This window comes from Bacillus sp. FSL K6-3312 (assembly GCF_038007485.1).
Lineage (GTDB): Bacteria > Bacillota > Bacilli > Bacillales > Bacillaceae > Bacillus > Bacillus pumilus.
Genome location: NZ_JBBOXI010000001.1, coordinates 49,885 through 72,692 on the forward strand (window position 1 = coordinate 49,885; position 22,808 = coordinate 72,692).

Annotated in this window: 25 protein-coding genes and 1 tRNA gene; all 26 read left to right on the top strand. The window is 42.1% G+C overall.

The genetic code is table 11. The features are described 5' to 3' along the window. Positions 1–57 precede the first annotated feature (57 nt). The 26 genes from MHI11_RS00265 (at position 58) to MHI11_RS00390 (ending at position 22,804) form a co-directional block, all read left to right on the top strand. Complete coding sequence (locus tag MHI11_RS00265) at positions 58–825, top strand: TatD family hydrolase (RefSeq protein WP_065097665.1); 768 nt, start codon at positions 58–60, stop codon at positions 823–825. Positions 826–1,069: 244 nt separating this feature from the next. Continuing rightward, the gene (locus tag MHI11_RS00270; protein ID WP_106066824.1) at positions 1,070–2,272 is read left to right on the top strand and encodes a G5 and 3D domain-containing protein; all 1,203 of its coding nucleotides are present in this window, start codon (positions 1,070–1,072) and stop codon (positions 2,270–2,272) included. A 161-nt stretch (positions 2,273–2,433) separates the two neighbouring features. Next, positions 2,434–2,994, top strand: coding sequence for a ribonuclease M5 (rnmV, locus tag MHI11_RS00275; protein WP_012008650.1), 561 nt, complete (start codon positions 2,434–2,436; stop codon positions 2,992–2,994). Next, positions 2,987–3,865: a 16S rRNA (adenine(1518)-N(6)/adenine(1519)-N(6))-dimethyltransferase RsmA gene (rsmA, locus tag MHI11_RS00280; RefSeq protein ID WP_340960172.1), complete on the top strand. Its 879-nt coding sequence runs from the start codon at positions 2,987–2,989 to the stop codon at positions 3,863–3,865. The genes rnmV and rsmA overlap by 8 nt, the downstream gene beginning before the upstream one ends. 133 nt (positions 3,866–3,998) lie before the next feature. Beyond that, positions 3,999–4,883, top strand: coding sequence for a sporulation peptidase YabG (yabG, locus tag MHI11_RS00285; RefSeq protein WP_034620903.1), 885 nt, complete (start codon positions 3,999–4,001; stop codon positions 4,881–4,883). A gap of 213 nt (positions 4,884–5,096) precedes the next feature. Continuing rightward, complete coding sequence (gene veg / locus MHI11_RS00290) at positions 5,097–5,354, top strand: biofilm formation stimulator Veg (protein WP_003217979.1); 258 nt, start codon at positions 5,097–5,099, stop codon at positions 5,352–5,354. A gap of 163 nt (positions 5,355–5,517) precedes the next feature. Then, the gene (locus MHI11_RS00295) at positions 5,518–5,703 is read left to right on the top strand and encodes a small, acid-soluble spore protein, alpha/beta type (RefSeq protein ID WP_012008653.1); all 186 of its coding nucleotides are present in this window, start codon (positions 5,518–5,520) and stop codon (positions 5,701–5,703) included. Between the two features lie 146 nt (positions 5,704–5,849). Next, positions 5,850–6,719, top strand: coding sequence for a 4-(cytidine 5'-diphospho)-2-C-methyl-D-erythritol kinase (ispE, locus tag MHI11_RS00300; protein WP_044140396.1), 870 nt, complete (start codon positions 5,850–5,852; stop codon positions 6,717–6,719). A gap of 55 nt (positions 6,720–6,774) precedes the next feature. Next, positions 6,775–7,608, top strand: a complete 834-nt coding sequence (gene purR, locus MHI11_RS00305) for a pur operon repressor (protein WP_003217919.1) — start codon at positions 6,775–6,777, stop codon at positions 7,606–7,608. Between the two features lie 37 nt (positions 7,609–7,645). Next, entirely contained in the window at positions 7,646–8,023 is a 378-nt protein-coding gene (ridA, locus tag MHI11_RS00310) for a 2-iminobutanoate/2-iminopropanoate deaminase (protein WP_003217959.1), read from the top strand. Between the two features lie 225 nt (positions 8,024–8,248). Next, positions 8,249–8,545 (top strand): septation regulator SpoVG, encoded by a 297-nt coding sequence (spoVG, locus tag MHI11_RS00315; protein ID WP_034324487.1) that lies wholly within the window; start codon positions 8,249–8,251, stop codon positions 8,543–8,545. Positions 8,546–8,755: 210 nt separating this feature from the next. Then, positions 8,756–10,126 (top strand): bifunctional UDP-N-acetylglucosamine diphosphorylase/glucosamine-1-phosphate N-acetyltransferase GlmU, encoded by a 1,371-nt coding sequence (glmU, locus tag MHI11_RS00320; protein ID WP_340960173.1) that lies wholly within the window; start codon positions 8,756–8,758, stop codon positions 10,124–10,126. Between the two features lie 22 nt (positions 10,127–10,148). Further along, positions 10,149–11,102, top strand: coding sequence for a ribose-phosphate diphosphokinase (locus tag MHI11_RS00325; protein ID WP_003217907.1), 954 nt, complete (start codon positions 10,149–10,151; stop codon positions 11,100–11,102). A 137-nt stretch (positions 11,103–11,239) separates the two neighbouring features. Then, positions 11,240–11,866 carry a 50S ribosomal protein L25/general stress protein Ctc gene (locus MHI11_RS00330; protein ID WP_065097658.1) on the top strand — a complete coding sequence of 209 codons (627 nt, stop codon included), beginning with the start codon at positions 11,240–11,242 and terminating at the stop codon, positions 11,864–11,866. Between the two features lie 139 nt (positions 11,867–12,005). Further along, positions 12,006–12,572, top strand: a complete 567-nt coding sequence (gene pth, locus MHI11_RS00335) for an aminoacyl-tRNA hydrolase (RefSeq protein ID WP_065097674.1) — start codon at positions 12,006–12,008, stop codon at positions 12,570–12,572. Positions 12,573–12,627: 55 nt separating this feature from the next. Then, positions 12,628–12,858 carry an anti-sigma-F factor Fin family protein gene (locus MHI11_RS00340; RefSeq protein ID WP_003217967.1) on the top strand — a complete coding sequence of 77 codons (231 nt, stop codon included), beginning with the start codon at positions 12,628–12,630 and terminating at the stop codon, positions 12,856–12,858. Positions 12,859–12,925: 67 nt separating this feature from the next. Beyond that, positions 12,926–16,459: a transcription-repair coupling factor gene (gene mfd / locus MHI11_RS00345; RefSeq protein WP_319610865.1), complete on the top strand. Its 3,534-nt coding sequence runs from the start codon at positions 12,926–12,928 to the stop codon at positions 16,457–16,459. A 139-nt stretch (positions 16,460–16,598) separates the two neighbouring features. Continuing rightward, positions 16,599–17,135: a stage V sporulation protein T gene (spoVT, locus tag MHI11_RS00350; protein WP_003217990.1), complete on the top strand. Its 537-nt coding sequence runs from the start codon at positions 16,599–16,601 to the stop codon at positions 17,133–17,135. 193 nt (positions 17,136–17,328) lie between these two features. Continuing rightward, complete coding sequence (locus MHI11_RS00355; RefSeq protein ID WP_340960175.1) at positions 17,329–18,933, top strand: putative polysaccharide biosynthesis protein; 1,605 nt, start codon at positions 17,329–17,331, stop codon at positions 18,931–18,933. Next, a complete protein-coding gene (gene mazG, locus MHI11_RS00360) occupies positions 18,923–20,407 on the top strand; it encodes a nucleoside triphosphate pyrophosphohydrolase (RefSeq protein ID WP_340960176.1) in 1,485 nt (494 codons plus the stop codon). Before MHI11_RS00355 ends, mazG begins: the two co-directional genes overlap by 11 nt. After that, positions 20,404–20,664, top strand: a complete 261-nt coding sequence (locus MHI11_RS00365; RefSeq protein ID WP_340960177.1) for an RNA-binding S4 domain-containing protein — start codon at positions 20,404–20,406, stop codon at positions 20,662–20,664. Before mazG ends, MHI11_RS00365 begins: the two co-directional genes overlap by 4 nt. A 74-nt stretch (positions 20,665–20,738) precedes the next feature. Beyond that, on the top strand, positions 20,739–21,047 hold the full coding sequence (gene yabP, locus MHI11_RS00370; protein ID WP_003217974.1) for a sporulation protein YabP: 309 nt from the start codon (positions 20,739–20,741) through the stop codon (positions 21,045–21,047). Beyond that, on the top strand, positions 21,044–21,682 hold the full coding sequence (gene yabQ / locus MHI11_RS00375; protein ID WP_106067693.1) for a spore cortex biosynthesis protein YabQ: 639 nt from the start codon (positions 21,044–21,046) through the stop codon (positions 21,680–21,682). Before yabP ends, yabQ begins: the two co-directional genes overlap by 4 nt. Positions 21,683–21,700: 18 nt before the next feature. After that, entirely contained in the window at positions 21,701–22,075 is a 375-nt protein-coding gene (locus tag MHI11_RS00380; protein ID WP_003217952.1) for an FtsB family cell division protein, read from the top strand. A gap of 82 nt (positions 22,076–22,157) precedes the next feature. After that, positions 22,158–22,553 carry a S1 domain-containing RNA-binding protein gene (locus MHI11_RS00385; protein ID WP_044140403.1) on the top strand — a complete coding sequence of 132 codons (396 nt, stop codon included), beginning with the start codon at positions 22,158–22,160 and terminating at the stop codon, positions 22,551–22,553. A 177-nt stretch (positions 22,554–22,730) separates the two neighbouring features. Further along, positions 22,731–22,804, top strand: a tRNA-Met gene (locus tag MHI11_RS00390). Positions 22,805–22,808: the final 4 nt, after the last annotated feature.

Sequence of the window (22,808 nt, forward strand, 5' to 3'; positions counted from 1 at the left end):
ACATTTCGTCGAACACCTTTTGTTTTTTAGAAGAATTGTCGAAAGGAGCAATCAACGATGTTATTTGATACACATGCCCACTTAAATGCGGAACAATATAATGAAGACTTAGAGCAGGTGATCGAAAGAGCGAAGAGTGAAAAAGTCGAAAAAATCGTGGTGGTAGGGTTTGACCGCTCGACAATTACGAGAGCAATGGAATTAATTGAAGAGTATGATTTCATCTATGCAGCCATTGGCTGGCACCCAGTCGACGCCATCGATATGACAGATGAGGATTTGCTGTGGATCAAAGAATTATCTCAACATGAAAAAGTCGTTGCGATTGGAGAAATGGGTCTGGATTACTATTGGGACAAGTCGCCAAAAGATGTACAAAAAGAAGTCTTTAGACGTCAAATTGCTCTTGCGAAAGAAGTGAATCTTCCAATCATTATTCATAATCGTGACGCAACGGAAGATGTCGTGACGATCTTAAAGGAAGAGGGAGCGGCTGAAGTTGGAGGGATTATGCATTGCTTTACTGGCAGCCTAGAAATCGCAAAAGCGTGTATGGATATGAACTTTTATATTTCATTCGGTGGACCCGTGACATTTAAAAATGCCAAAAAACCGAAGGAAGTTGTCAAGGACATACCAAGTGACCGACTTTTAATTGAAACAGACTGCCCATACTTAACGCCAGCGCCATTTAGAGGAAAACGCAACGAGCCGAGTTATGTGAAATATATCGCAGAACAGATTGCAGAGTTACGAGATATAAGCTTTGAAGAGCTTGCTGAAGTGACCACAAAAAATGCGAAAAAAGTTTTCGGTATAAACTGACAGTATATGATGTCAATCCTTGTTTAAGCTTGTCCATTTGTGAAACATAACGAAAATGTTCTACACGTTTACGCCTCTTCATAGGATAAGTTGTCGATAAGTCTTTCTTCCCTTCCTTCCATTAAACTCCCATAATAGGGGTACAATCGAGCATTTTTGTACAGTGGGTGGAAGGGTTGACAGGTTTTGAGATACTCTATATAATCTCTCCGAGGAGAAGGAGGCGTTTTTCATCGTACAAAAAATGAAAAATCTGTTTTCTGTTAAGCTAGGAAAAGGCAAGGTTTTATTACTAGTTGTTTGCTTGCTTTTAGCTGGAACTGGGACGGCTTACGGTGCGCATGAGCTCACTAAGCAGTCTATTACCATTTCAATCAATGGTAAAGAGAAGACAATTCGTACACATGAAGAGACAGTAGCACAGCTGCTTTCAGACCTTGGAATAAAGACCAAGGTGGAGGATCATATCTCTCCAAGTCTAAATACAAAGATTGAAGACAACATGAACATTGTGTATGATGCGGCTATACCGGTTCATCTGACCCTAGATGGGAAAGAGAAAACGATATGGACAACAGATCAGACGGTAGGAGCATTATTGAAGAATGAGAAGATAGATATTGGGAAGCACGATCAAGTAACTCCAGGAAAGAATGACAAGATTAAAAAGGATATGGATCTTGTGGTTGAGCAGGCCTTCCAGGTCAGCGTAAATGATGGAGGAAAAGAGAAAAAAGTGTGGACCACTTCGACTACGGTCGCTGACTTTTTAAAGCAACAAGAGCTGAAGCTCAAGAAGCACGATAAGATCAAACCTGCGTTACATAGTCATATTTCTAAAAAAAGCGCAGATATCCAGATCACTCGGGTGGAAAAAGTCACCGATGTAGTGGAAGAGAAAATTGCTTTTGATACCAAACATAAAAAGGATCGTTCTCTTGAAAAAGGTAAAGAGAAGGTGCTTAAAAAAGGTGAAGAAGGTAAATTGAAGAAGCACTATGCCATTGTGAAAGAAAACGGCAAAGTGGTGTCTAAAGAATTGATTAAAGAAGTGACTGAAAAAGATAGCAAGGATCGTTTAGTGGCCATTGGTACACAAGAGTCCCAAAAAGAGCCTAAAGCGACACCTGCCGTTTCAAGAAGCAATGAATCGTCAGGAAAAGAATTTTATGTGGCGTCGACAGCCTATACAGCGAGCTGTGCTGGATGTACGGGCAGAACGTCAACAGGCTATAATTTAAAATCAAATCCAGGTGCAAAGGTCATAGCAGTTGATCCGAGTGTCATTCCGCTAGGCTCTAAAGTGTATGTGGAAGGCTATGGATATGCCGTTGCATCAGACACTGGATCTGCTATAAAAGGGAATAAAATTGATGTGTTCGTCCCAAATAAGTCGGCAGCTTATCAATGGGGAAATAAACGAGTGAAAATTAGAGTACTCAAATAAACACATCAAATCATTTATATGAACAGAGGGCTTTGCGCACCCTCTGTTTTTTTGGTTATAATAGAAGCACTGTTTTCTAATTAATTAGACGCAAAAACAGCATAAAAGGTTTCGTTTTTTTAACCAAAAATTGTTTATTGTTTTTGCAAGCGGAGGAATACATGAAAATCAAAGAAATCATTGTGGTGGAAGGTCGTGACGACACTGCGAGAGTGAAGATGGCAGTTGATGCAGATACGATCGAAACAAACGGATCAGCCATTGGCGATACAGTTATTCAACAAGTGCGTCTTGCTCAGGAGACGAGAGGGGTCATTATTTTAACTGATCCTGATTTCCCTGGGGAGAAGATCCGGAAAACCATCGCAGAAGCGGTTCCTGGCTGTAAGCACGCATTTTTGCCAAAACATCTTGCGAAGGCGAAGCGGGACAAAGGAATTGGTGTCGAGCATGCTTCCTTGGACAGTATTCGGGAATGCCTTGCCCATGTCCATGAGGAAATGGAAGTAACGGAAAGTGACATTACATTAGATGACTTATTTGACGCAGGCCTAATTGGAGGCGAATCATCGAAACGCCGCCGAGAACGACTAGGTGTGCTATTAAATATAGGATATACCAATGCGAAGCAGCTGCATAAGCGCCTTCACATGTTCCAAATAACCAAACATGATTTTATTGCGGCCTTAAAGACCGTCATGCAGGAGGAAGCCGATGAATAAAGATATAGCGACACCCATCAGAACGAAGGAAATACTGAAGAAATACGGTTTCTCTTTTAAAAAGAGCTTAGGGCAGAACTTTTTAATTGATACAAATATACTCGATCGTATTGTCGATCACGCAGAGGTGACGGATGAGACCGGCGTGATTGAGATTGGGCCTGGTATCGGTGCATTGACCGAGCAGCTCGCTAAGCGTGCAAAGAAAGTCACCGCGTTTGAAATCGATCAGCGTTTATTGCCCATTTTAAACGATACGCTTTCTCCGTATGATAATGTTACGATCATTCATCAAGACGTATTAAAGGCGGATGTGAGGAAGGTCATCGAGGAAAATTTTGCTGACTGTAAAGAAGTGATGGTGGTCGCGAACCTTCCATATTACGTGACGACACCGATTATTATGAAACTGCTTGAAGAATACCTTCCATTGAAAGGGATTGTGGTTATGCTGCAAAAAGAAGTAGCAGATCGTATGGCCGCTGTCCCTTCATCAAAGGAATACAATTCGCTGTCTATCGCAGTTCAATACTATACGGAAGCGAAAACGGTGATGGTTGTGCCTAAAACGGTTTTCGTTCCACAGCCAAATGTCGATTCGGCTGTGATCAAGCTAACTGTTCGTGAAACGCCTGCTGTCTCAGTAGAAAATAATGAGTTTTTCTTTCAATTGATCCGTGCGAGCTTTGGTCAGCGCCGAAAAACATTGATGAATAATCTCATGAACAACTTACCTGATGGAAAGCAACATAAAGCGATCATTGAAGAAGCACTTCAAATAGCAGACATTGATGGAAAGCGCCGCGGCGAGTCATTATCCATTGAGGAATTTGCCCGTTTGTCGAATGTTTTACAAAAAGCCCTGTCTTAAGGGCTTTTTTCTTTTGTTTTTCACCACTTCGTTTGTTCGGGCATAGGCTAGAAAGAACAGCACCATGAAAGACGAACATATTTAGTGCAAGACGATACCAACAGGATATGAGCCTGATTGTGGAGTGAAAAGCATGCAATTTCAAATAGGAGATATGGTGACAAGGGCATCCTATCAAATGGATATTTTGTTTCGAATCATTCGAATTGATGAGACCGATCAGCACGAAGCCACCGCCATATTGCATGGGAATGAAGTGAGGCTGATTGCTGATGCCAAGTTGTCAGATCTCGTCAAGGTTCAAAAAGAGGAACAGCTGACTAGAGAGAAAAATGACGAACGAAAAATCAATGAATCGCTCGACTTACTAAGACAGGATTATCAGCTGCTGCGGGAAAAACAAGAGTATTATACTTCTGGACAATATCAGCATCAGGAGCAGTATTTTCACATGCCTGGAAAGGTCCTTCATTTAGATGGAGATGCTTCATACTTAAAGAAATGCTTAGATGTATATGAACGAATTGGTGTACCTGTGTATGGGGTGCATTGCCATGAGAAGAAAATGCCAAGCATGATTGACTCGTTAATTGATCAATATCGACCAGATATATTGGTTATCACAGGACATGATGCGTATTCCAAGCAAAAGGGCGGCGTACATGATATCAGTGCCTATCGTCATTCTCGGCATTTCGTTGAAACGGTTCAAAAAGCCAGACGGAAAATCCCTCATTTAGATCAGCTTGTGATCTTTGCTGGTGCCTGTCAATCTCATTTCGAATCATTGATCCAAGCAGGTGCCAATTTTGCGAGCTCGCCTTCCCGTGTGAATATCCATGCGCTCGACCCCGTCTATATCGTTGCGAAGATCAGCTTCACTCCATTTGTAGATCGAATCAACGTGTGGGATGTGCTCCGAAATACATTAACAAGAGAAAAAGGGCTCGGAGGCATCGAGACGAAGGGTGTTCTAAGGGTAGGTATGCCATATAAAAGAGATCATGAATCGACATAACCCGACTGATTTCAGTCTGGTTTTTTTTATGTTCAAAAAGAAATTGCAAAAGGATACATAATTCACCGGAAATTGAGAAAAATAGGGAGGAGAAAAGGTAGAAGTTTGTCAAAATTATTTTGTTGACAATGGCTCGTGTTCGTTGATATAATTTAATTTTTATTTGACAAAAACGGGCCGTTGTTGTATAATTATCTCAGTGAGGTGGATGCAATGGCGAAGACTTTGTCCGACATCAAAAGATCGCTTGATGGTAACTTAGGTAAACGTTTGACGTTAAAGGCTAACGGGGGCCGCCGTAAAACAATTGAGCGTTCGGGCATTTTAGCTGAAACGTACCCTTCTGTATTTGTGATTCAATTAGATCAAGATGAGAATTCGTTTGAAAGAGTTTCTTATAGTTATGCAGATATACTGACTGAGACGGTCGAATTAACGTTCGATGATACCGCTAGCTCAGTCGCCTATTAATGGGCAGTGAACTTTATGTTTACTGCTTTTTGTTTTGCCTTTTTTTCTGAATGGGAGTCTGTCCATTTTTTGAAAGGGGTAAAAGAAAGGATTCGATACAAAATAAGATAGCCACACAAGCAGTGGCACTGATTCGAATTCTCGACTAAAGGGGCTGTTTCGTTTGGGTAGACGCCGAGGCATTATGTCAGATGAGTTCAAATACGAGCTGGCGAAGGATCTTGGATTTTATGATACCGTCAAAAATGGAGGCTGGGGAGAGATTCGTGCGCGTGACGCAGGTAATATGGTCAAACGTGCCATTGAATTAGCTCAACAGCACATGGCTCAGGATGAGAATCAACGATAGAAAAACGGTCAGGGATACCTCGGGTGTCTCTGGCTTTTTTTGATGAAAAAGTCAGTGTGCTCGGCGTAAAAGCCTATATTCATCAGATCCATCAAATGTGATACAATATTGATACTTATGTTTAGATGGAGAAGTAGGTGAAATGTTTGCGTATTTTAGAAAAAGCACCGGCGAAAATTAATCTCTCACTTGATGTTCATGGAAAAAGACCGGATGGATATCACGAAGTGGAGATGGTGATGACAACAATAGACCTTGCAGATCGACTAGAGCTGACGGAGCTGGACAAGGATGAAATTCGTGTATCATCTCATAATCGATTCGTGCCAGATGATCAGCGTAATTTGGCTTATCAGGCGGCTAAATTACTTAAAACAAGGTTCGGTATTCAAAAAGGTGTATCCATTGTCATCACAAAAACAATTCCAGTCGCAGCAGGGTTAGCTGGAGGCAGCAGTGATGCAGCAGCAGCACTTCGCGGCTTAAATCGTTTGTGGAAGTTAAACCTCACGTTAGATGAACTAGCTGAGCTTGGAGCGGAGATCGGCTCAGATGTGTCCTTTTGTGTACACGGAGGCACAGCACTAGCGACAGGACGTGGAGAAAAGCTGAAGCATATTGCGGCACCGCCGCATTGCTGGGTGATATTAGCGAAGCCGGTGATTGGGGTATCTACAGCAGAAGTCTATAGACAATATGACGCAAGCAAAGTAGAACACCCGAATGTGAAGCGTATGATTGAAGCGATTGAAGCGAAAGATTATAAAGAGATGTGCGGCTCACTCGGAAACGTTCTAGAGTCTGTGACATTAAAGATGTATCCAGAAGTAGATATGATCAAAAGGCAGATGAAGCGTTTCGGTGCTGACGCTGTTTTAATGAGTGGAAGCGGCCCTACAGTATTTGGCTTGATTCAATATGAATCGAAGGTACAAAGAATATATAACGGACTGAGAGGATTTTGTGATCAAGTATACGCTGTCCGCATGATCGGCGAACAAAATGCCCTTGATTAAATCCGTATATTAAGTTATATTTATCATAAATTATTCGGGTTCTGGGGGTAAGTTCATGAAGTTTCGTCGAAGCGGCAGATTGGTGGACTTAACAAATTATTTGTTAGCCCACCCGCACGTACTAGTACCGTTAACTTTTTTTGCAGAAAGATATCAATCTGCGAAGTCCTCCATTAGTGAAGACTTAACGATTATCAAACAGACCTTCGAACAGCAGGGAATAGGCACATTGCTTACTGTACCTGGTGCTGCTGGCGGAGTGAAATATATTCCGAAGATTCACCTAAAAGAAGCAGACGACGTGGTAAACGATATCGGAGAAGCTCTATCGACTCCTGAACGTGTACTTCCTGGCGGTTATTTATATTTAACCGATGTTTTAGGGAATCCATCAATCCTTGCGAAAATCGGTAAGCTATTTGCGACCATCTTTGCAGACCGTGCGATTGATGTCGTCATGACTGTTGCGACAAAGGGTATTCCTATTGCCTATTCTGTTGCTGGTTATTTAAATGTGCCGGTTGTGATCGTTAGAAAAGATAATAAAGTAACTGAGGGATCAACTGTAAGTATTAACTACGCGTCAGGTTCGTCTAATCGAATTCAAACCATGTCACTTGCAAAGCGAAGCTTAGATAAAGGATCCAATGTCCTGATCATTGATGACTTTATGAAAGCGGGCGGAACCATTAACGGCATGGTGAATTTGCTTGAGGAATTTAATGCAAATGTTGCAGGGATCGGTGTTCTTTTAGAAGATGAAGGCGTAGATGAACGTCTCGTTGATGAATATGTATCGCTTTTAAAGCTTTCAACCATTGATATGAAGCAAAAGATCATTGAGATCAATGAAGGCAATTTCCACGAGTTTTTTCATTCGAAAGCTTAAGCGTTGATAAACATGTAGTTGAATGGGAGAGATTGATATGACAAAAGTTGTTCAAACCAAACATGCACCAGCAGCCATTGGACCTTACTCTCAAGGGATTATTGTCAATAACATGTTTTACAGCTCCGGGCAGATTCCATTAACAGCAGCTGGAGACTTTGTAAATGGAGATATTAAAGAACAAACTCATCAAGTGTTCCGTAATCTTAAGGCCGTACTTGAAGCAGCAGGTGCTTCCTTTGAGACAGTTGTGAAAGCAACAGTTTTTATCAAAGATATGGAACAATTCGCAGAAGTAAATGAAGTGTACGGTGAGTATTTCCATACACATAAGCCAGCTCGTTCTTGTGTGGAAGTGGCAAGACTTCCTAAGGATGCACTCGTAGAAATTGAAGTGATTGCATTAGTAAAGTAAACAGGCAATCTTAACGAAAGCCGTTTGGTTTCATCATATGCAGGAAAAGACATCATCATGATGTCTTTTTTTCACGAAAAGAATGTAAGCGCCGTCACTAAAATGACAAAAAATGTATAAATATCCCGATATTTCAAAAAAAGTTTAAAAAAAGAGCAGGAGAATCACCACAATCGTTGAATACCTAAGTAATGCTTTTATATTGGGAAAAGGTGGTGAACTACTGTGGAAGTTACTGACGTAAGATTACGCCGCGTGAATACCGATGGTCGCATGAGGGCGATTGCATCCATCACGCTGGACCACGAATTTGTTGTTCATGATATTCGTGTGATTGATGGAAACAATGGCTTGTTTGTTGCAATGCCTAGCAAACGCACGCCTGATGGAGAGTTTCGCGACATTGCACATCCAATTAATTCAGGTACTCGGGGAAAAATCCAAGATGCTGTATTAAATGAATATCATCGCTTAGGCGAAGAGGAAGAGACAATTGAATATGAAGAAGCTGGAGCTTCTTAATGATACGTTAACCTAAAAAGGCAGCTTTAAGAGAAAATGGAATGTTTTCTTTTAAATGCTGTCTTTTTTGCGTTTTTCCTCATGTGTCTTTCATGTGTCTTATATGTTTCATCCGTTAGAAAAATATTGTACTTCCTCATGTATCCTTGAAATCAGTCCTTATTTAGGATATATTTTTCTATGGATAATAGGGATATTGGAGGCCAATCAATGGATAAGCGGTTCGCAGTGATTTTAGCAGCGGGAAAAGGAACGAGAATGAAGTCAAAGCTATACAAAGTACTTCATCCAGTTTGCGGAAAGCCAATGGTCGAGCATGTGGCAGATGAAGCGTTAAAGCTTTCTTTAGCCAAGCTAGTGACGATTGTCGGTCATGGAGCAGAGAACGTTAAAGAGCAGCTTGGAGACAGAAGTGAGTATGCACTTCAAGAAGAACAGCTGGGAACAGCACATGCCGTCAAACAAGCAAAGTCGTTCCTTGCGCAGGAAAAGGGAACAACCATTGTCATTTGTGGTGATACGCCATTATTGACAGCGGAGACAATGGAAGCTATGTTGAGCGAGCATCAAAAACATCAAGCGAAAGTCACTATTTTAACAGCACATGCGGATGACCCGACAGGTTATGGTCGTATTATTCGTGACGAAACCGGTGCTGTCGTGAAAATTGTGGAGCATAAAGATGCGAATGATGCGGAACGTCAAGTGAATGAAATTAATACAGGGACTTATTGTTTTTCAAATGAAGATCTCTTCCGTGTGATTGAGCAAGTGTCGAATGAAAATGCACAGGGCGAATACTATTTGCCAGACGTCATTGAAATCTTAAAGAATGAAGGGCAAACAGTAGCTGCATATCAAACACCGCATTTTGAAGAAACACTTGGAGTCAATGATCGTATCGCTCTATCACAAGCAGAGCAATTCATGAAGCGACGTATTAATAATCAGCATATGAAGAATGGTGTGACCTTGATTGATCCTGAGAACACGTATATTTCACCTGATGCAGTTATCGGTGAAGATACAATGATTTATCCTGGGACGGTCATCAAAGGGAATGTGAAAATCGGTGCAGACGCAACTATTGGACCAAACACTGAAATTGTTGACAGCATCGTCGGAGACCGCACAGTGATTAAGCAATCTGTCGTCTGCGATAGTGAGGTTGGAGTCGATGTGACAATTGGGCCGTTTGCTCATATTCGCCCGTTGTCGAAAATTGGCGATGAAGTGAAGATCGGGAATTTTGTCGAAATCAAGAAAACGGTTTTCGGTGACCGCAGCAAAGCATCTCATCTAAGCTATATTGGAGATGCAGAGGTCGGAACTGATGTAAACCTTGGCTGTGGATCTATTACAGTCAACTATGATGGGAAGAACAAATTCTTAACGAAGATTGAAGATGGCGCTTTTATTGGCTGTAATTCTAATCTCGTCGCACCAGTCACTGTCGGAAAAGGGGCATATGTTGCAGCTGGTTCAACGGTTACAGAAGATGTACCGCAGGATGCATTGTCTATTGCTAGAGCAAGACAAGTCAATAAAGAAGATTATGTGAAAAATATTCATAAAAAATAATCCAAATACCCGGAGGTTTACCATGTCTAATCGTTATGCTGATGCGAATTTAAAGATATTCTCTTTGAATTCAAACCCTGAACTTGCGAAAGAAATTGCCGATCGTATCGGAGTTGATGTAGGAAAGAGCTCTGTTAAACGCTTTAGTGACGGTGAAGTCCAAATCAATATTGAAGAAAGTATTCGTGGCTGTGATTGTTATGTCATTCAATCTACTAGTGCGCCAGTGAATGAGCACATCATGGAGCTGCTCATTATGGTAGATGCACTAAAACGCGCTTCTGCGAAAACGGTCAATATTGTGATCCCTTATTACGGATATGCACGTCAAGATCGTAAGGCAAAACCTCGTGAGCCAATCACTGCGAAGCTTTTTGCGAACTTACTTGAAACAGCGGGTGCTACACGTGTCATTGCACTTGATCTTCATGCGCCGCAAATCCAAGGTTTCTTTGATATTCCAATCGATAACTTAATGGCTGTGCCAATCTTAACAAACTATTTCGAACAGAAAAACTTGAATGATATCGTCGTTGTGTCTCCTGACCACGGTGGTGTAACACGTGCGCGTAAAATGGCAGATCGCCTGAAAGCGCCAATCGCAATTATCGACAAACGTCGTCCAAAGCCAAACGTTGCTGAAGTGATGAACATCATTGGTAACATTGAAGGCAAAACGGCGATTCTCATCGATGATATCATTGATACAGCTGGTACCATTACACTTGCTGCAAATGCACTTGTGGAAAATGGAGCGGCTGAAGTATATGCTTGCTGTACTCACCCAGTATTGTCTGGACCAGCAGTAGAACGTATCACAAATTCTAAAATTAAAGAATTAGTTGTGACAAACAGTATTCACTTAACAGATGACAAGAAAGTTGGAAAATTCATTCCACTTTCAGTTGGGCCTTTGCTTGCAGAAGCCATCATCCGTGTACATGAAGAAGAATCTGTGAGCTACCTTTTCAGTTAATTTTCTGATTTAAAAAGGCCCTAGGCATCCGCTTGGGGTCTTTTTGCTATCATCATTCACAGCAAATAGGTTTAAAATGATTCGGTTATGGGTAATTATGAGAGTAGTGACAAAAATGAAATAGGATGGTGCTGAATATGGCAACTTTAAAAGCAAATAAAAGAACTGATTTCAAACGTTCCACACTGCAAAAAATCCGTCATTCAGGACACGTTCCTGGTGTCATATACGGAAAAAATACAGAAAGCATGGCTGTTTCACTAGACAGCATCGATTTATTAAAGACCTTACGTGATGAAGGGAAGAATACAATCATCACATTAGACGTGAACGGTGAAACAAAATCCGTGATGGTCACAGAATTACAAACAGATCCGCTAAAAAATGAGCTTGTCCATGCAGATTTCCAAGTAGTCGACTTACAGCGTGAAATTGAAGCAGATGTACCTGTACAGCTGATTGGCGAATCTAAAGGAGTTAAAGATGGCGGTGTGCTTCAGCAGCCACTATTTGAACTATCCATTACAGCGAAACCAAAAGATATCCCTCAGCATATTGAAGCAGATATTACAAACTTAGAAGTGAATGATGTCCTAACAGTCGCTGATTTGTCTGTTCAGTCATCATATCAAGTGAATAACGATCCAGAAGAAGTCGTGGCATCCATTTTACCACCTCAGCAATCAGAGGTTCCTGAACCAGATAGCGCAGAGGAACCAAAAGAACCTGAGGCCATTAAAGAAAAGGATAACGATGGAGAATAACTGGGCATTTAGAGACGTAACCCTCCCGCGGTTGCGTCTTTTGTGCTAGAATGAAAAGAATTCATACGTTTTACATGAGGCAATCCTATTGGCTCATTTTTTAGGCGTGTGCTTTGTGACAAAGGAGGTTATTGGTTTCATGATTGCATTCGTTGGATTAGGTAATCCAGGAAAAGAATATGAAAAAACAAGACATAACGTCGGGTTTATGACAATAGATGAATTATCGAAAAAATGGGACATCCCTTTAAATCAATCAAAATTCCATGGACTGTTTGGAACAGGGTTTGTTTCAGGGCAAAAGGTTCTACTTGTAAAGCCGCTTACATATATGAACTTATCAGGAGAATGCGTGCGTCCGCTAATGGATTACTATGATATTCCTCTTGAACATTTGAAAGTCATCTATGATGATCTTGATTTGCCAACTGGCCGGATTCGTTTGCGTACAAAAGGAAGTGCTGGCGGACATAATGGAATCAAATCGTTGATTCAGCATTTAGGGTCACCTGAGTTTGATCGATTCCGTATCGGCATTGGACGCCCTCAAAATGGCATGAAGGTCGTCGATTACGTGCTAGGACGCTTTTCAGAAGAGGAGCAGCCTGACATTGCATCAGCCATTCAGGCGTCTGTCGAAGCTTGTGAGGCGGCTTTAACTAAGCCATTTTTGGAAGTGATGAATGATTTTAACAAAAAGGTATAAGAATGATAAGCAAAGCACATACTGATCATAAAATCTCAGCATGGGAGGATCACGTATGGCTTTGCATTATTACTGCCGGCACTGTGGTGTAAAGGTTGGCAGTCTAGATGAATCCGCTGTTCAAAGTGAAGCACTTGGATTTCATCACTTAACAAATGAGGAAAGAAACGATATGATTTCTTATAGGGAAAATGGTGATTTACATGTACAAACCATTTGTGAGGATTGCCAAGAGGCGCTCGAAAGAAATCCTGATTACCATCAGTATCATACCTTTATTCAATAAAAAGCTTTGGTGTAGATAATAGACCAAAGCGTTTTTCTGTTTTAAACAAGCAGGGAGGAGGAGCCAAATGAAAAATATACAATCATTTATCAAACAAAGTGATGATTTTCAGTCCATTTTTAATGGGCTAAAGGAAGGGTTAAAAGCACAACTGCTCGCCGGACTATCAGGCTCCGTCAGATCTTTATTTACAGCCGCTATATCAGACGAACTTAAGCGGCCGATGTTTATTGTGACTCATAACTTGTATCAAGCGCAGAAGGTAACAGATGATCTTGCCAGTGTGCTGTCAGATCGCTCGGTCCTTCTTTATCCTGTGAATGAACTCATTGCTTCAGAAATTGCCGTTGCGAGCCCTGAGCTCAGAGCACAGCGTCTAGATGTTCTGAACCGGCTGGCGAATGGAGAAAACCCCATTATCGTCACCCCAGCTGCTGCGGTGCGTAGAATGCTTCCGCCAGTTGAGCTCTGGAAGGAGAGTCAGATCCATTTAAAGCTTGGTGAAGAAATTGATTTGGAGGCGTTTTCAAAACAACTTGTACAAATCGGTTATGACCGGACGTCGATGGTTGCTGCGCCCGGAGATTTTAGTGTGCGCGGAGGAATCATTGATATTTATTCGTTAACGGAAGATCATCCAATTCGTATTGAGCTGTTTGATACAGAAGTAGACTCAATTCGAACGTTCCACTCGGATACACAGCGTTCATTAGAAACACTTCAAGAAATTAAAATCGGTCCCGCAAAAGAGCTGATTGTGAGAGGGCCTGAACGAGTGAGAGCCATTGAACAGCTTGATCAAGGACTTGCGAAGAGCTTAAAGAAATTCAACTCGGACCAGCAAAAAGAATTGCTGCATCAACATATTTCTGCTGATCGAGAGAAGCTGCTAGAGGGTATCGTGACACAGGAAATGACGAAGTACCTGTCCTATTTCTATGAAAAACCTGCTAGTTTGCTAGATTACACTTCACAGGATACGATTATTATTTTAGATGAAATTAGCAGGATTCAGGAGATGGAAGAACAGCTTGAGCAGGAAGAAGCCGATTGGACAATTAGCCTGCTTGAAGAAGGCAATATTCTTCATGATTTATCCCTTTCTTTCCCGTTCCAACAACTGATCAATCAGCAATCGCGGTCGATTCTGTACTACTCCTTGTTCCTGAGACATGTCCAGCAGACAAATCCGCAAAATATCGTCAATGTATCTAGTAAGCAAATGCAGAATTTCCACGGTCAGATGAATGTGCTTGCAAGTGAAATTGAACGCTACAAAAAACAACAATACACAGTTGTTTTCTTAGGTGCGGATGAAGAGCGGACAGACAAACTGTCTTCTGTCTTACATGATTACGACATTGAAGCCGCTCTTGCCAAGCCGGACGCAGAGCTTGTAAGCGGGCAGGTGTATATTTTACAAGGTGAGCTGCAAACAGGCTTTGAACTGCCGTTATCGAAAATTGCCGTGATCACAGAAGGCGAGCTCTTCAAGAAACGTGTGAAGAAGCAGGCGCGTAAGCAAAAGCTGACCAATGCAGAGCGAATTAAGAGCTATTCAGAGCTTCAAGTCGGCGATTACGTGGTGCACATTAACCACGGGATCGGTAAGTATTTAGGAATTGAAACGCTTGAAATCGGCGGCATTCATAAAGATTATTTAAATATTCATTATCAAGGAAGCGACAAGCTTTATGTACCGGTTGAACAAATTGATCAGGTGCAGAAATACGTAGGATCAGAAGGAAAAGAACCAAAGCTGTACAAACTAGGCGGTAGTGACTGGAAACGCGTGAAGAAAAAAGTAGAAACTTCTGTTCAGGACATTGCAGATGATCTCATTAAGCTGTATGCAGAACGTGAGGCAAGCAAAGGGTATGCCTTCTCACCTGATCATGAGATGCAGCGCCAGTTTGAATCAGCGTTCCCTTACCAGGAAACAGATGATCAAATCCGTTCGATTCATGAAATCAAACAAGACATGGAGCGGGAGCGTCCAATGGACCGCCTGCTTTGTGGAGATGTGGGATACGGAAAAACAGAAGTGGCGATTCGAGCCGCCTTCAAAGCGATTGCTGACGGGAAGCAGGTTGCTCTGCTTGTGCCAACAACCATCTTAGCGCAGCAGCATTTTGACACGATTATGGACCGATTCCAAGACTATCCGGTCAAAATTGCTCAGCTGAGCCGTTTCCGTACAAGAAAAGAAACAACCGAAACGTTAAAAGGGTTGAAAAATGGAACGATAGATATGGTTATCGGTACACATCGTTTGCTTTCTAAAGATATTGTCTATAAGGACTTAGGTCTGTTGATTATTGATGAAGAGCAGCGTTTTGGTGTGACCCATAAAGAGAAAATTAAACAGATGAAAGCCAATATCGATGTACTGACATTAACGGCTACGCCAATTCCGCGTACGCTGCATATGTCTATGCTTGGCGTACGGGATTTATCGGTTATTGAAACACCGCCTGAAAACCGTTTCCCTGTTCAAACCTATGTGGTCGAGTACAATGGCGCTTTAGTCAGAGAAGCGATTGAGCGAGAACTAGCACGCGGTGGTCAAGTGTACTTCCTGTACAACCGTGTCGAGGATATTGAACGCAAAGCAGATGAAATCTCTATGCTAGTTCCAGATGCGAAAGTCAGCTATGCACATGGGAAAATGAGTGAGAACGAGCTGGAATCAGTGATGATCAATTTCCTTGAAGGTGAATCAGATGTATTGGTCAGTACCACCATCATTGAAACGGGAGTCGACATTCCAAATGTGAACACGCTCATCGTCCACGATGCGGATAAAATGGGGCTCTCTCAGCTGTACCAGCTAAGAGGACGAGTAGGGCGCTCGAATCGGGTCGCATATGCTTATTTCACGTATCGAAAAGATAAAGTTCTTTCTGAAGTAGCAGAGAAGAGACTTCAAGCTATTAAAGAATTCACAGAGCTCGGATCAGGATTTAAAATTGCGATGCGTGATTTAACGATTCGAGGAGCAGGAAATTTACTTGGTGCACAGCAGCATGGATTCATTGATTCTGTTGGATTCGACCTCTATTCTCAAATGCTGAAAGAAGCCATTGAAGAAAGAAGAGGCGATACAACGGCTCAAGATAAATTCGAACCGGAAATCGATCTGCAAATCGATGCTTACATCCCGGACACATACATTTCGGATGGGAAGCAAAAGATCGAGATGTATAAACAATTCAGAGCGATTGGATCAATTGAAGAGAGAAAAGAGCTTCAAGATGAAATGATCGACCGATTCGGTGAATATCCGCAAGAAGTGGCGGACTTGTTCACAATTGCGACGATGAAAGTATACGCAGTGCAGGAACGTGTCGAATTGATCAAGATGGAGAAAGGGATTGTCAGACTCACCCTTGAAGAGCAAGCAAGCAGTGAAATCGACGGTCAAAAATTATTTGCCCTCGGCAGTAAATATGGCCGTGATATTGGCCTAGGAATGGAAGGCAGCAAGCTAATTATTTCTGTCCAAACGAAAGGCAAGAAGACGGAAGAATGGCTAGATATTGTTCTGAATATGCTTCGAGGTCTTCAAGATGTGAAAAAAGAAACCATTCCATCTTCATAAAAATTTGTTTGTCTCTCGTGTATATTACGGTTGATGTGACGGATACTAATCTCAGGGTCAAGTGGTGAATGTTGCATAAAGTGGACGCTTTTGCTCCATTCACCCAACACATCATCTAACGAAAGAGAGGCAGCAGTGAATGAAAGCAACTGGAATTGTACGCCGCATCGATGATCTAGGTAGAGTGGTTATTCCGAAGGAGATTCGCAGAACATTGCGCATCCGGGAAGGAGATCCGCTTGAGATTTTCGTCGACCGCGATGGAGAAGTCATTTTGAAGAAATATTCGCCGATTAGTGAGCTAGGAGACTTTGCGAAGGAATATGCTGATGCATTATTCGACAGTTTGGGTCATTCCATCCTGATTTGTGATCGAGATACGTATATTGCTGTATCCGGCAGTTCGAAAAAAGAGTACTTAAACAAATCCATCAGTGATTTACTTGAACGAACAATGGACCAGCGTAATTCTGTATTAGAAGAAAGCAAAAAAGAAATTCAACTTGTCGATGGTATTGATGATGACGTATCTGCTTATACCATTGCACCTATTGTTGCAAACGGAGATCCGATTGGCGCCGTCGTCTTATTTTCTAAAGAGCGTTCAATGGGGGAAGTGGAGCATAAAGCGGCAGAAACAGCAGCTGGCTTCTTAGCCCGTCAAATGGAACACTAGGTCTAATAATTCTATATCATTTTGATGAAACGAAAGAATGCCGATGAAATCATTTGATTTTGTCGGCGTTTTTTATATGGAATGAAACAAAACGGGGAATATGCCGTCTACTCCTTAGAAAGAAACGGCTTTTCATTCACGTATGATATAATGAGTGCGTTTAACTGTAGATCTATTTTTAAAGGAGTCATCCATGAAAAATGCTGTGAATCAGCCGCATTGGCTTTTCCAAGGTGCGGTGATTTTGACCATCGCAGGCTTGTTATCAAAGGTACTAAGTGCCGTTTATCGTGTTCCGTTCCAGAACATCGTAGGAGACACAGGGTTTTATATTTATCAGCAAGTGTACCCCTTCCTTGGTATTGCGATCATGCTCGGCACCACAGGGTTTCCTGTCATGATGTCCAAGCTTCTGAGTGAGCATGGGGAAGAAAATCGAAGGATCATCACAAGGGTATCTTTGGTTTATATCACTTTACTGAGCCTGGTCTTATTTCTTTGTCTTTACATAGGAGCAGGTAGAATTGCGAGCCTTATGGCGGACAGTCAATTAATCCTGCTCATCCAAATGAGTGCTTTCGTGTTTTTATTCCTGCCGCTTACCGTGATGCTGAGAGGCGTTTTTCAGAGTGACGGTATGATGCTTCCAACGGCTGTTTCTCAATTGGTTGAGCAGCTCATCAGGGCAGGCGTCCTGCTTGTTTTATCCTTCTATTTCGTCAGGCACGGTTATTCGCTTTATGAAACGGGTGCGGGTGCGGTCTTCTCCTCCATAGCGGGAAGCGCGTCCTCGCTTGTACTACTTCTTTTTCTTTGGCTGACTTACCGAAAACAGTCTTCTGCACCTATGACAGTCAAGCAGGCGACACTTCGGAAAAAGGATGTTTTGAAGAGTTTGGTGCTGTATACATTCACGATTTGTGTCAGCGGACTGCTCATTTTATGGATGCAAATGATTGATGCCTTTCATCTGTATGCGTTGCTGCGCAGTGAGGGACTGAGTGAAGCCGCGGCAAAGGCGGCAAAAGGTGTGTATGACCGAGGGCAGCCGTTTTTACAGCTAGGGACAGTGTTTGCCATTAGCATCGGGACCTCTCTTGTGCCATTTTTATCAGCGGCCATGAGGAATGGAGAGCATGAAGCGATCAGGCAAAAAGTATGTACATCGTTTAAAACCACGTCGGTTTTAGGGATTGGTTCAGCAGTTGGGCTGATTTGTATTCTTTCGCCAGTCAATACCATGCTTTTTCGTAATGATTTAGGTACCGATGCGCTGCAAATATTCTGTATTTCCATCGCATTTACATCGATAGCGATTACGCAAGCAGCTTTACTTCAAGGTCTCGGGCATACTGTGTATCCGGCTGTTGTGGTGATTCTCAGTGTGCTGGTGAAATGGATACTCACGCTTGCACTTGTTCCGCTATTTGGCATCTATGGTGCCGCATGGTCAACCGTGTGCGGTTTCCTCGCTGCCGCTCTGCTCAATGCCGTTTATTTGAGATATAAAGGATGGATTTCGTTGAGAGAGCTGTTTCCAGTGAAAATTCTTTTATCGGCCGCTTTCATGGCCATCGTCTTAATAGGGTATCAGGCACTGTTTTCTTGGGTCATTCCCTTTGAAAAACGTCCTTTTTCCGTTTTAGAGAGCCTGACGTCAGTTTTTATTGGTGGTTTCGCCTTTTTATATAGTATTCTTAAGCTAGAAGTATTTACGGACGAGGAATGGAGACTCATTCCATTAGGAGAAAAGATTTTATATTTTAAACAGATGAGAGGGAATCAAAATGGCAGGTAAGATTACCGTCGTCGGTCTTGGGGCAGGCGACATGGATCAGCTGACGCTCGGTGTATACAAGCAGCTGACGCAGGCGAAAGAAGTATTTATGAGAACGCAGGACCATCCGCTTACCGCAGAGTTGATGCAGGAGGTCCCATCGCTGACCTTTTTTGATGAAATTTATGAAAAGCACGATCAGTTTGATTCGGTCTATCAGGAAATCACGGAAATTTTATTTGCAGAGGCTGCGGAAAAGGAGATTGTGTACGCAGTACCAGGTCACCCATTTGTCGCAGAAAAGACCGTCCAGCTATTAGTTTCTCAACAGCAAGAGCGCGGGATTGAGGTGTCTGTTGCTGGTGGACAAAGCTTTTTGGATGCGACGTTTAACTCCTTGCAGATCGACCCAATCGAGGGATTCCAATTCGTTGATGCAGGAGATATGAGAGCGGAAGATCTGAAATTGACCCAGCATGTCCTCATTTGTCAGGTATATGATCAGATCACCGCTTCGAATGTGAAACTCACGCTGATGGAAAAGCTTCCAGACGATTATGAAGTCTATATTGTGACGGCGGCTGGAAGCAGCCTGGAACAGATTACTGCCGTTCCTTTATTTGAACTTGATCGAGATGTGTCGATAAATAACTTAACGAGTGTTTATGTGCCTCCGATTCAAGATGAAAAGCTGCTTTATCAACAATTTGACACCTTCCGTGACGTCATCCGTACATTAAGAGGTCCGGGCGGCTGTCCATGGGATCAAAAACAAACCAATGAGTCACTCAAACCCTATTTAATTGAAGAATGCTATGAACTGCTTGAAGCGATAGATGAAGATGATCCAGACCATATGGTGGAAGAGCTCGGAGATGTGATGCTGCAGGTGTTACTTCATGCTCAAATTGGTGAAGATGACGGCTTTTTCTCAATTGATGACGTCATCCAGCAAGTCACAGAAAAAATGATTCGTAGACATCCCCATGTGTTTGGCGATACAAATGTGTCTGAAGCAGAAGAAGTGGTCGTCAACTGGGAAAAAATCAAGCAGCAGGAGAAACCGGAGCGGGCAGCCTCCATGTTGCAATCCATCCCGGCGACGCTTCCAGCATTAACAAAGGCATATAAGCTCCAAAAGAAAGCCGCCAAAGTAGGCTTTGATTGGACAGATGTGAAAGATATTTGGAACAAATACGAAGAAGAAAAGCAGGAATTTCTCGTTGAAGTGGCAGAGAAGTCGGACGAAAGTGCAACGAAGCAGATGAAAGACGAATTTGGAGATCTTTTGTTTGTTCTCGTCAACATTGGAAGGTTCTATCAGCTAGAGCCTGAAACGGCGCTCGCTTCCGCCAACACAAAATTCATGCGACGCTTTCAGCATATTGAACAAAAAGCAAAGGACATGGGACGTTCATTAGAGGACTTAACGCTAGAGGAAATGGACGATCTATGGAACGAAGCCAAACGTATAGAAAGAGGTGAGCATACATGAGATTAGATAAATTTTTAAAAGTGTCCCGTTTAATCAAAAGAAGAACATTGGCAAAAGAAGTAGCTGATCAAGGCAGAATTTCTATTAACGGCACACAGGCGAAAGCCAGCTCTGACGTGAAAGAAGGAGACGAGCTTAAAATCCGTTTTGGTCAAAAACTTGTGACGGTTCAAGTCAATGAGTTAAAGGACACGACGAAAAAAGAAGAATCCGCTGGCATGTATACTGTGCTAAAAGAAGAAAAAACAGCAGAATAGGGCTTGTTCTAAATGATCCTCCTGTCACATACAATGCAGTAACAATGCAAGTATGAGATATGGGGGATGTATAAATGAATCAATATTATAATCAACCTCAAGGCACGAAGCTGTCATCAGAAGCGGAACACAATATCACAATGCGAAACAGAAAGCATTTAGATATTACCGGCGTCAAACAGGTGGAAAGCTTTGATAATGAAGAATTTCTGCTTGAGACGGTCATGGGAATTCTAGCTATCCGCGGAGAAAATCTGCAAATGAAAAACCTAGACGTCGAAAAAGGCGTTGTGTCGATTAAAGGACGTGTCTTTGACTTAATTTATGTAGATGAGCAGCACGGGGAGAAAGCTAAAGGGTTTTTTAGCAAGCTGTTTAAATGACGCTGACAGTCCAGTTTTATACGATGCTTTCGATGGTAGCGATGGGCATCTGGCTGGGCGCATCGCTTGATACGTACAAGCTGTTTGTGAATCGGGAAAAGACAGCAAAATGGCTTTTGATTATACATGATCTCCTTTTTTGGCTGGTACAGGGTCTCTTATTCTTTTATGTTCTGCTGCTGACAAATGAGGGAGAATTCAGGCTTTATATCTTTCTAGCCGTTGCACTAGGTTTCTCGATGTATCAGGCATTGATGAAACAGCTGTATATGAATATTCTCAAGTTTATCACGATGTGTATTTATCAAACCGTTCTCATCCTTAAAAGGCTGGTCATGTCGATCGTCTTCCAGCCGATCCGTTGGATTGTCACAATGGTCATAAGTGTTATACTATTCTTGTTCCACTCGCTCTTACGTCTTGTTCGTTTTACGTTTCGGCTCGTGTGGAAAGTGCTGTCCATTGTTTGTTATCCGCTCATCTGGTTACTTAATGTGACCATTATTCATCGGATTCCCGAAAAATGGCGAACATCAATGAGATTGGTTTTCTCTAAAGGAGCAGGAATTTTACAAGGGACCAAGAAATTATCTGGTACCATCAAAACGAAATGGAAACAATTCTGGACAAAGTAAGAGAGGAGGCCTTCAACCTTGAACAAGAGAAAAAGAAATATCGCACAAATTCAAAATGATTACCAAAAACAAATGGAACAGCAAGCACAGCGCTTAAAACGCAAACGCCGAGGACTCCTTAGAAGGCTTACCGTGTTTGGTGTGATCGTGCTCATGTTTGCTGTCTTGGTGACAAGTGCCCTCTGGTCGCAATCGTCCTCATTAAAGGAAAAAGAAGAGAAGAAGGTTGCGCTCGAAAAAGAATTAAAGCAATTACAAACAAAGCAGGAAGATATTTCTGATGAAATTAAAAAGCTGAAAAGCAAGGAATACGTACTCGAACTGGCACGACGGGACTATTATATGTCCAAAAAAGGCGAAAAAATCTTTGATGTGGGCAATAAGAGCGATTAGCCTTGTTGACACTTAAAATTCAGTTTATGTATAATTGAACAAATGAGATTTTTTTATAAGTCTAAGGAGGAGCACTTTTTTTATGTCGATTGAAGTTGGCAGCAAGTTACAAGGGAAAGTTACGGGCATTACAAATTTTGGAGCTTTTGTGGAGTTGCCAGGCGGTTCAACTGGTCTCGTTCATATCAGTGAGGTAGCCGATAACTATGTAAAAGATATTAATGAGCATTTAAAAGTCGGTGAACAAGTTGAAGTGAAAGTGATTAACGTTGAAAAAGACGGTAAAATCGGCTTGTCCATTAAAAAAGCAAAAGATCGTCCTCAACAACAATCAAGACCGGTCAGAAATGATTTCCGTCCAAAGGAATCGTTTGAGCAAAAAATGAACAAATTCTTAAAAGATAGTGAAGACCGCTTAACATCTTTAAAACGTAACACGGAATCAAAACGTGGGGGACGCGGAGCAAGAAGAGGTTAACTTGTTGCTGCTTTCTATATATCTTTCACAACAAAGCACCTGCTGTCCGCAGGTGCTTTTTTTCTTGATCCATACGACATTTTTTGAGGTTTCGTCATTTAATTTAAAACTTCCTATTGACGGACAAGCGATTCCTTTGTATTATAGATCTTGTGCTTCTTAGCGCATTTTTATTATGGCGGTGTAGCTCAGCTGGCTAGAGCGTACGGTTCATACCCGTGAGGTCGGGGGTTCGATCCCCTCCGCCGCTATCCT

Coding starts and splice junctions, on each gene's coding strand:
- MHI11_RS00265 (WP_065097665.1), top strand. CDS start 58: ATGTTATTTGATACACATGCCCACTTAAATGCGGAACAATATAATGAA.
- MHI11_RS00270 (WP_106066824.1), top strand. CDS start 1,070: ATGAAAAATCTGTTTTCTGTTAAGCTAGGAAAAGGCAAGGTTTTATTA.
- rnmV (WP_012008650.1), top strand. CDS start 2,434: ATGAAAATCAAAGAAATCATTGTGGTGGAAGGTCGTGACGACACTGCG.
- rsmA (WP_340960172.1), top strand. CDS start 2,987: ATGAATAAAGATATAGCGACACCCATCAGAACGAAGGAAATACTGAAG.
- yabG (WP_034620903.1), top strand. CDS start 3,999: ATGCAATTTCAAATAGGAGATATGGTGACAAGGGCATCCTATCAAATG.
- veg (WP_003217979.1), top strand. CDS start 5,097: ATGGCGAAGACTTTGTCCGACATCAAAAGATCGCTTGATGGTAACTTA.
- purR (WP_003217919.1), top strand. CDS start 6,775: ATGAAGTTTCGTCGAAGCGGCAGATTGGTGGACTTAACAAATTATTTG.
- ridA (WP_003217959.1), top strand. CDS start 7,646: ATGACAAAAGTTGTTCAAACCAAACATGCACCAGCAGCCATTGGACCT.
- glmU (WP_340960173.1), top strand. CDS start 8,756: ATGGATAAGCGGTTCGCAGTGATTTTAGCAGCGGGAAAAGGAACGAGA.
- MHI11_RS00325 (WP_003217907.1), top strand. CDS start 10,149: ATGTCTAATCGTTATGCTGATGCGAATTTAAAGATATTCTCTTTGAAT.
- MHI11_RS00330 (WP_065097658.1), top strand. CDS start 11,240: ATGGCAACTTTAAAAGCAAATAAAAGAACTGATTTCAAACGTTCCACA.
- pth (WP_065097674.1), top strand. CDS start 12,006: ATGATTGCATTCGTTGGATTAGGTAATCCAGGAAAAGAATATGAAAAA.
- MHI11_RS00340 (WP_003217967.1), top strand. CDS start 12,628: ATGGCTTTGCATTATTACTGCCGGCACTGTGGTGTAAAGGTTGGCAGT.
- mfd (WP_319610865.1), top strand. CDS start 12,926: ATGAAAAATATACAATCATTTATCAAACAAAGTGATGATTTTCAGTCC.
- spoVT (WP_003217990.1), top strand. CDS start 16,599: ATGAAAGCAACTGGAATTGTACGCCGCATCGATGATCTAGGTAGAGTG.
- MHI11_RS00355 (WP_340960175.1), top strand. CDS start 17,329: ATGAAAAATGCTGTGAATCAGCCGCATTGGCTTTTCCAAGGTGCGGTG.
- mazG (WP_340960176.1), top strand. CDS start 18,923: ATGGCAGGTAAGATTACCGTCGTCGGTCTTGGGGCAGGCGACATGGAT.
- MHI11_RS00365 (WP_340960177.1), top strand. CDS start 20,404: ATGAGATTAGATAAATTTTTAAAAGTGTCCCGTTTAATCAAAAGAAGA.
- yabP (WP_003217974.1), top strand. CDS start 20,739: ATGAATCAATATTATAATCAACCTCAAGGCACGAAGCTGTCATCAGAA.
- yabQ (WP_106067693.1), top strand. CDS start 21,044: ATGACGCTGACAGTCCAGTTTTATACGATGCTTTCGATGGTAGCGATG.
- MHI11_RS00385 (WP_044140403.1), top strand. CDS start 22,158: ATGTCGATTGAAGTTGGCAGCAAGTTACAAGGGAAAGTTACGGGCATT.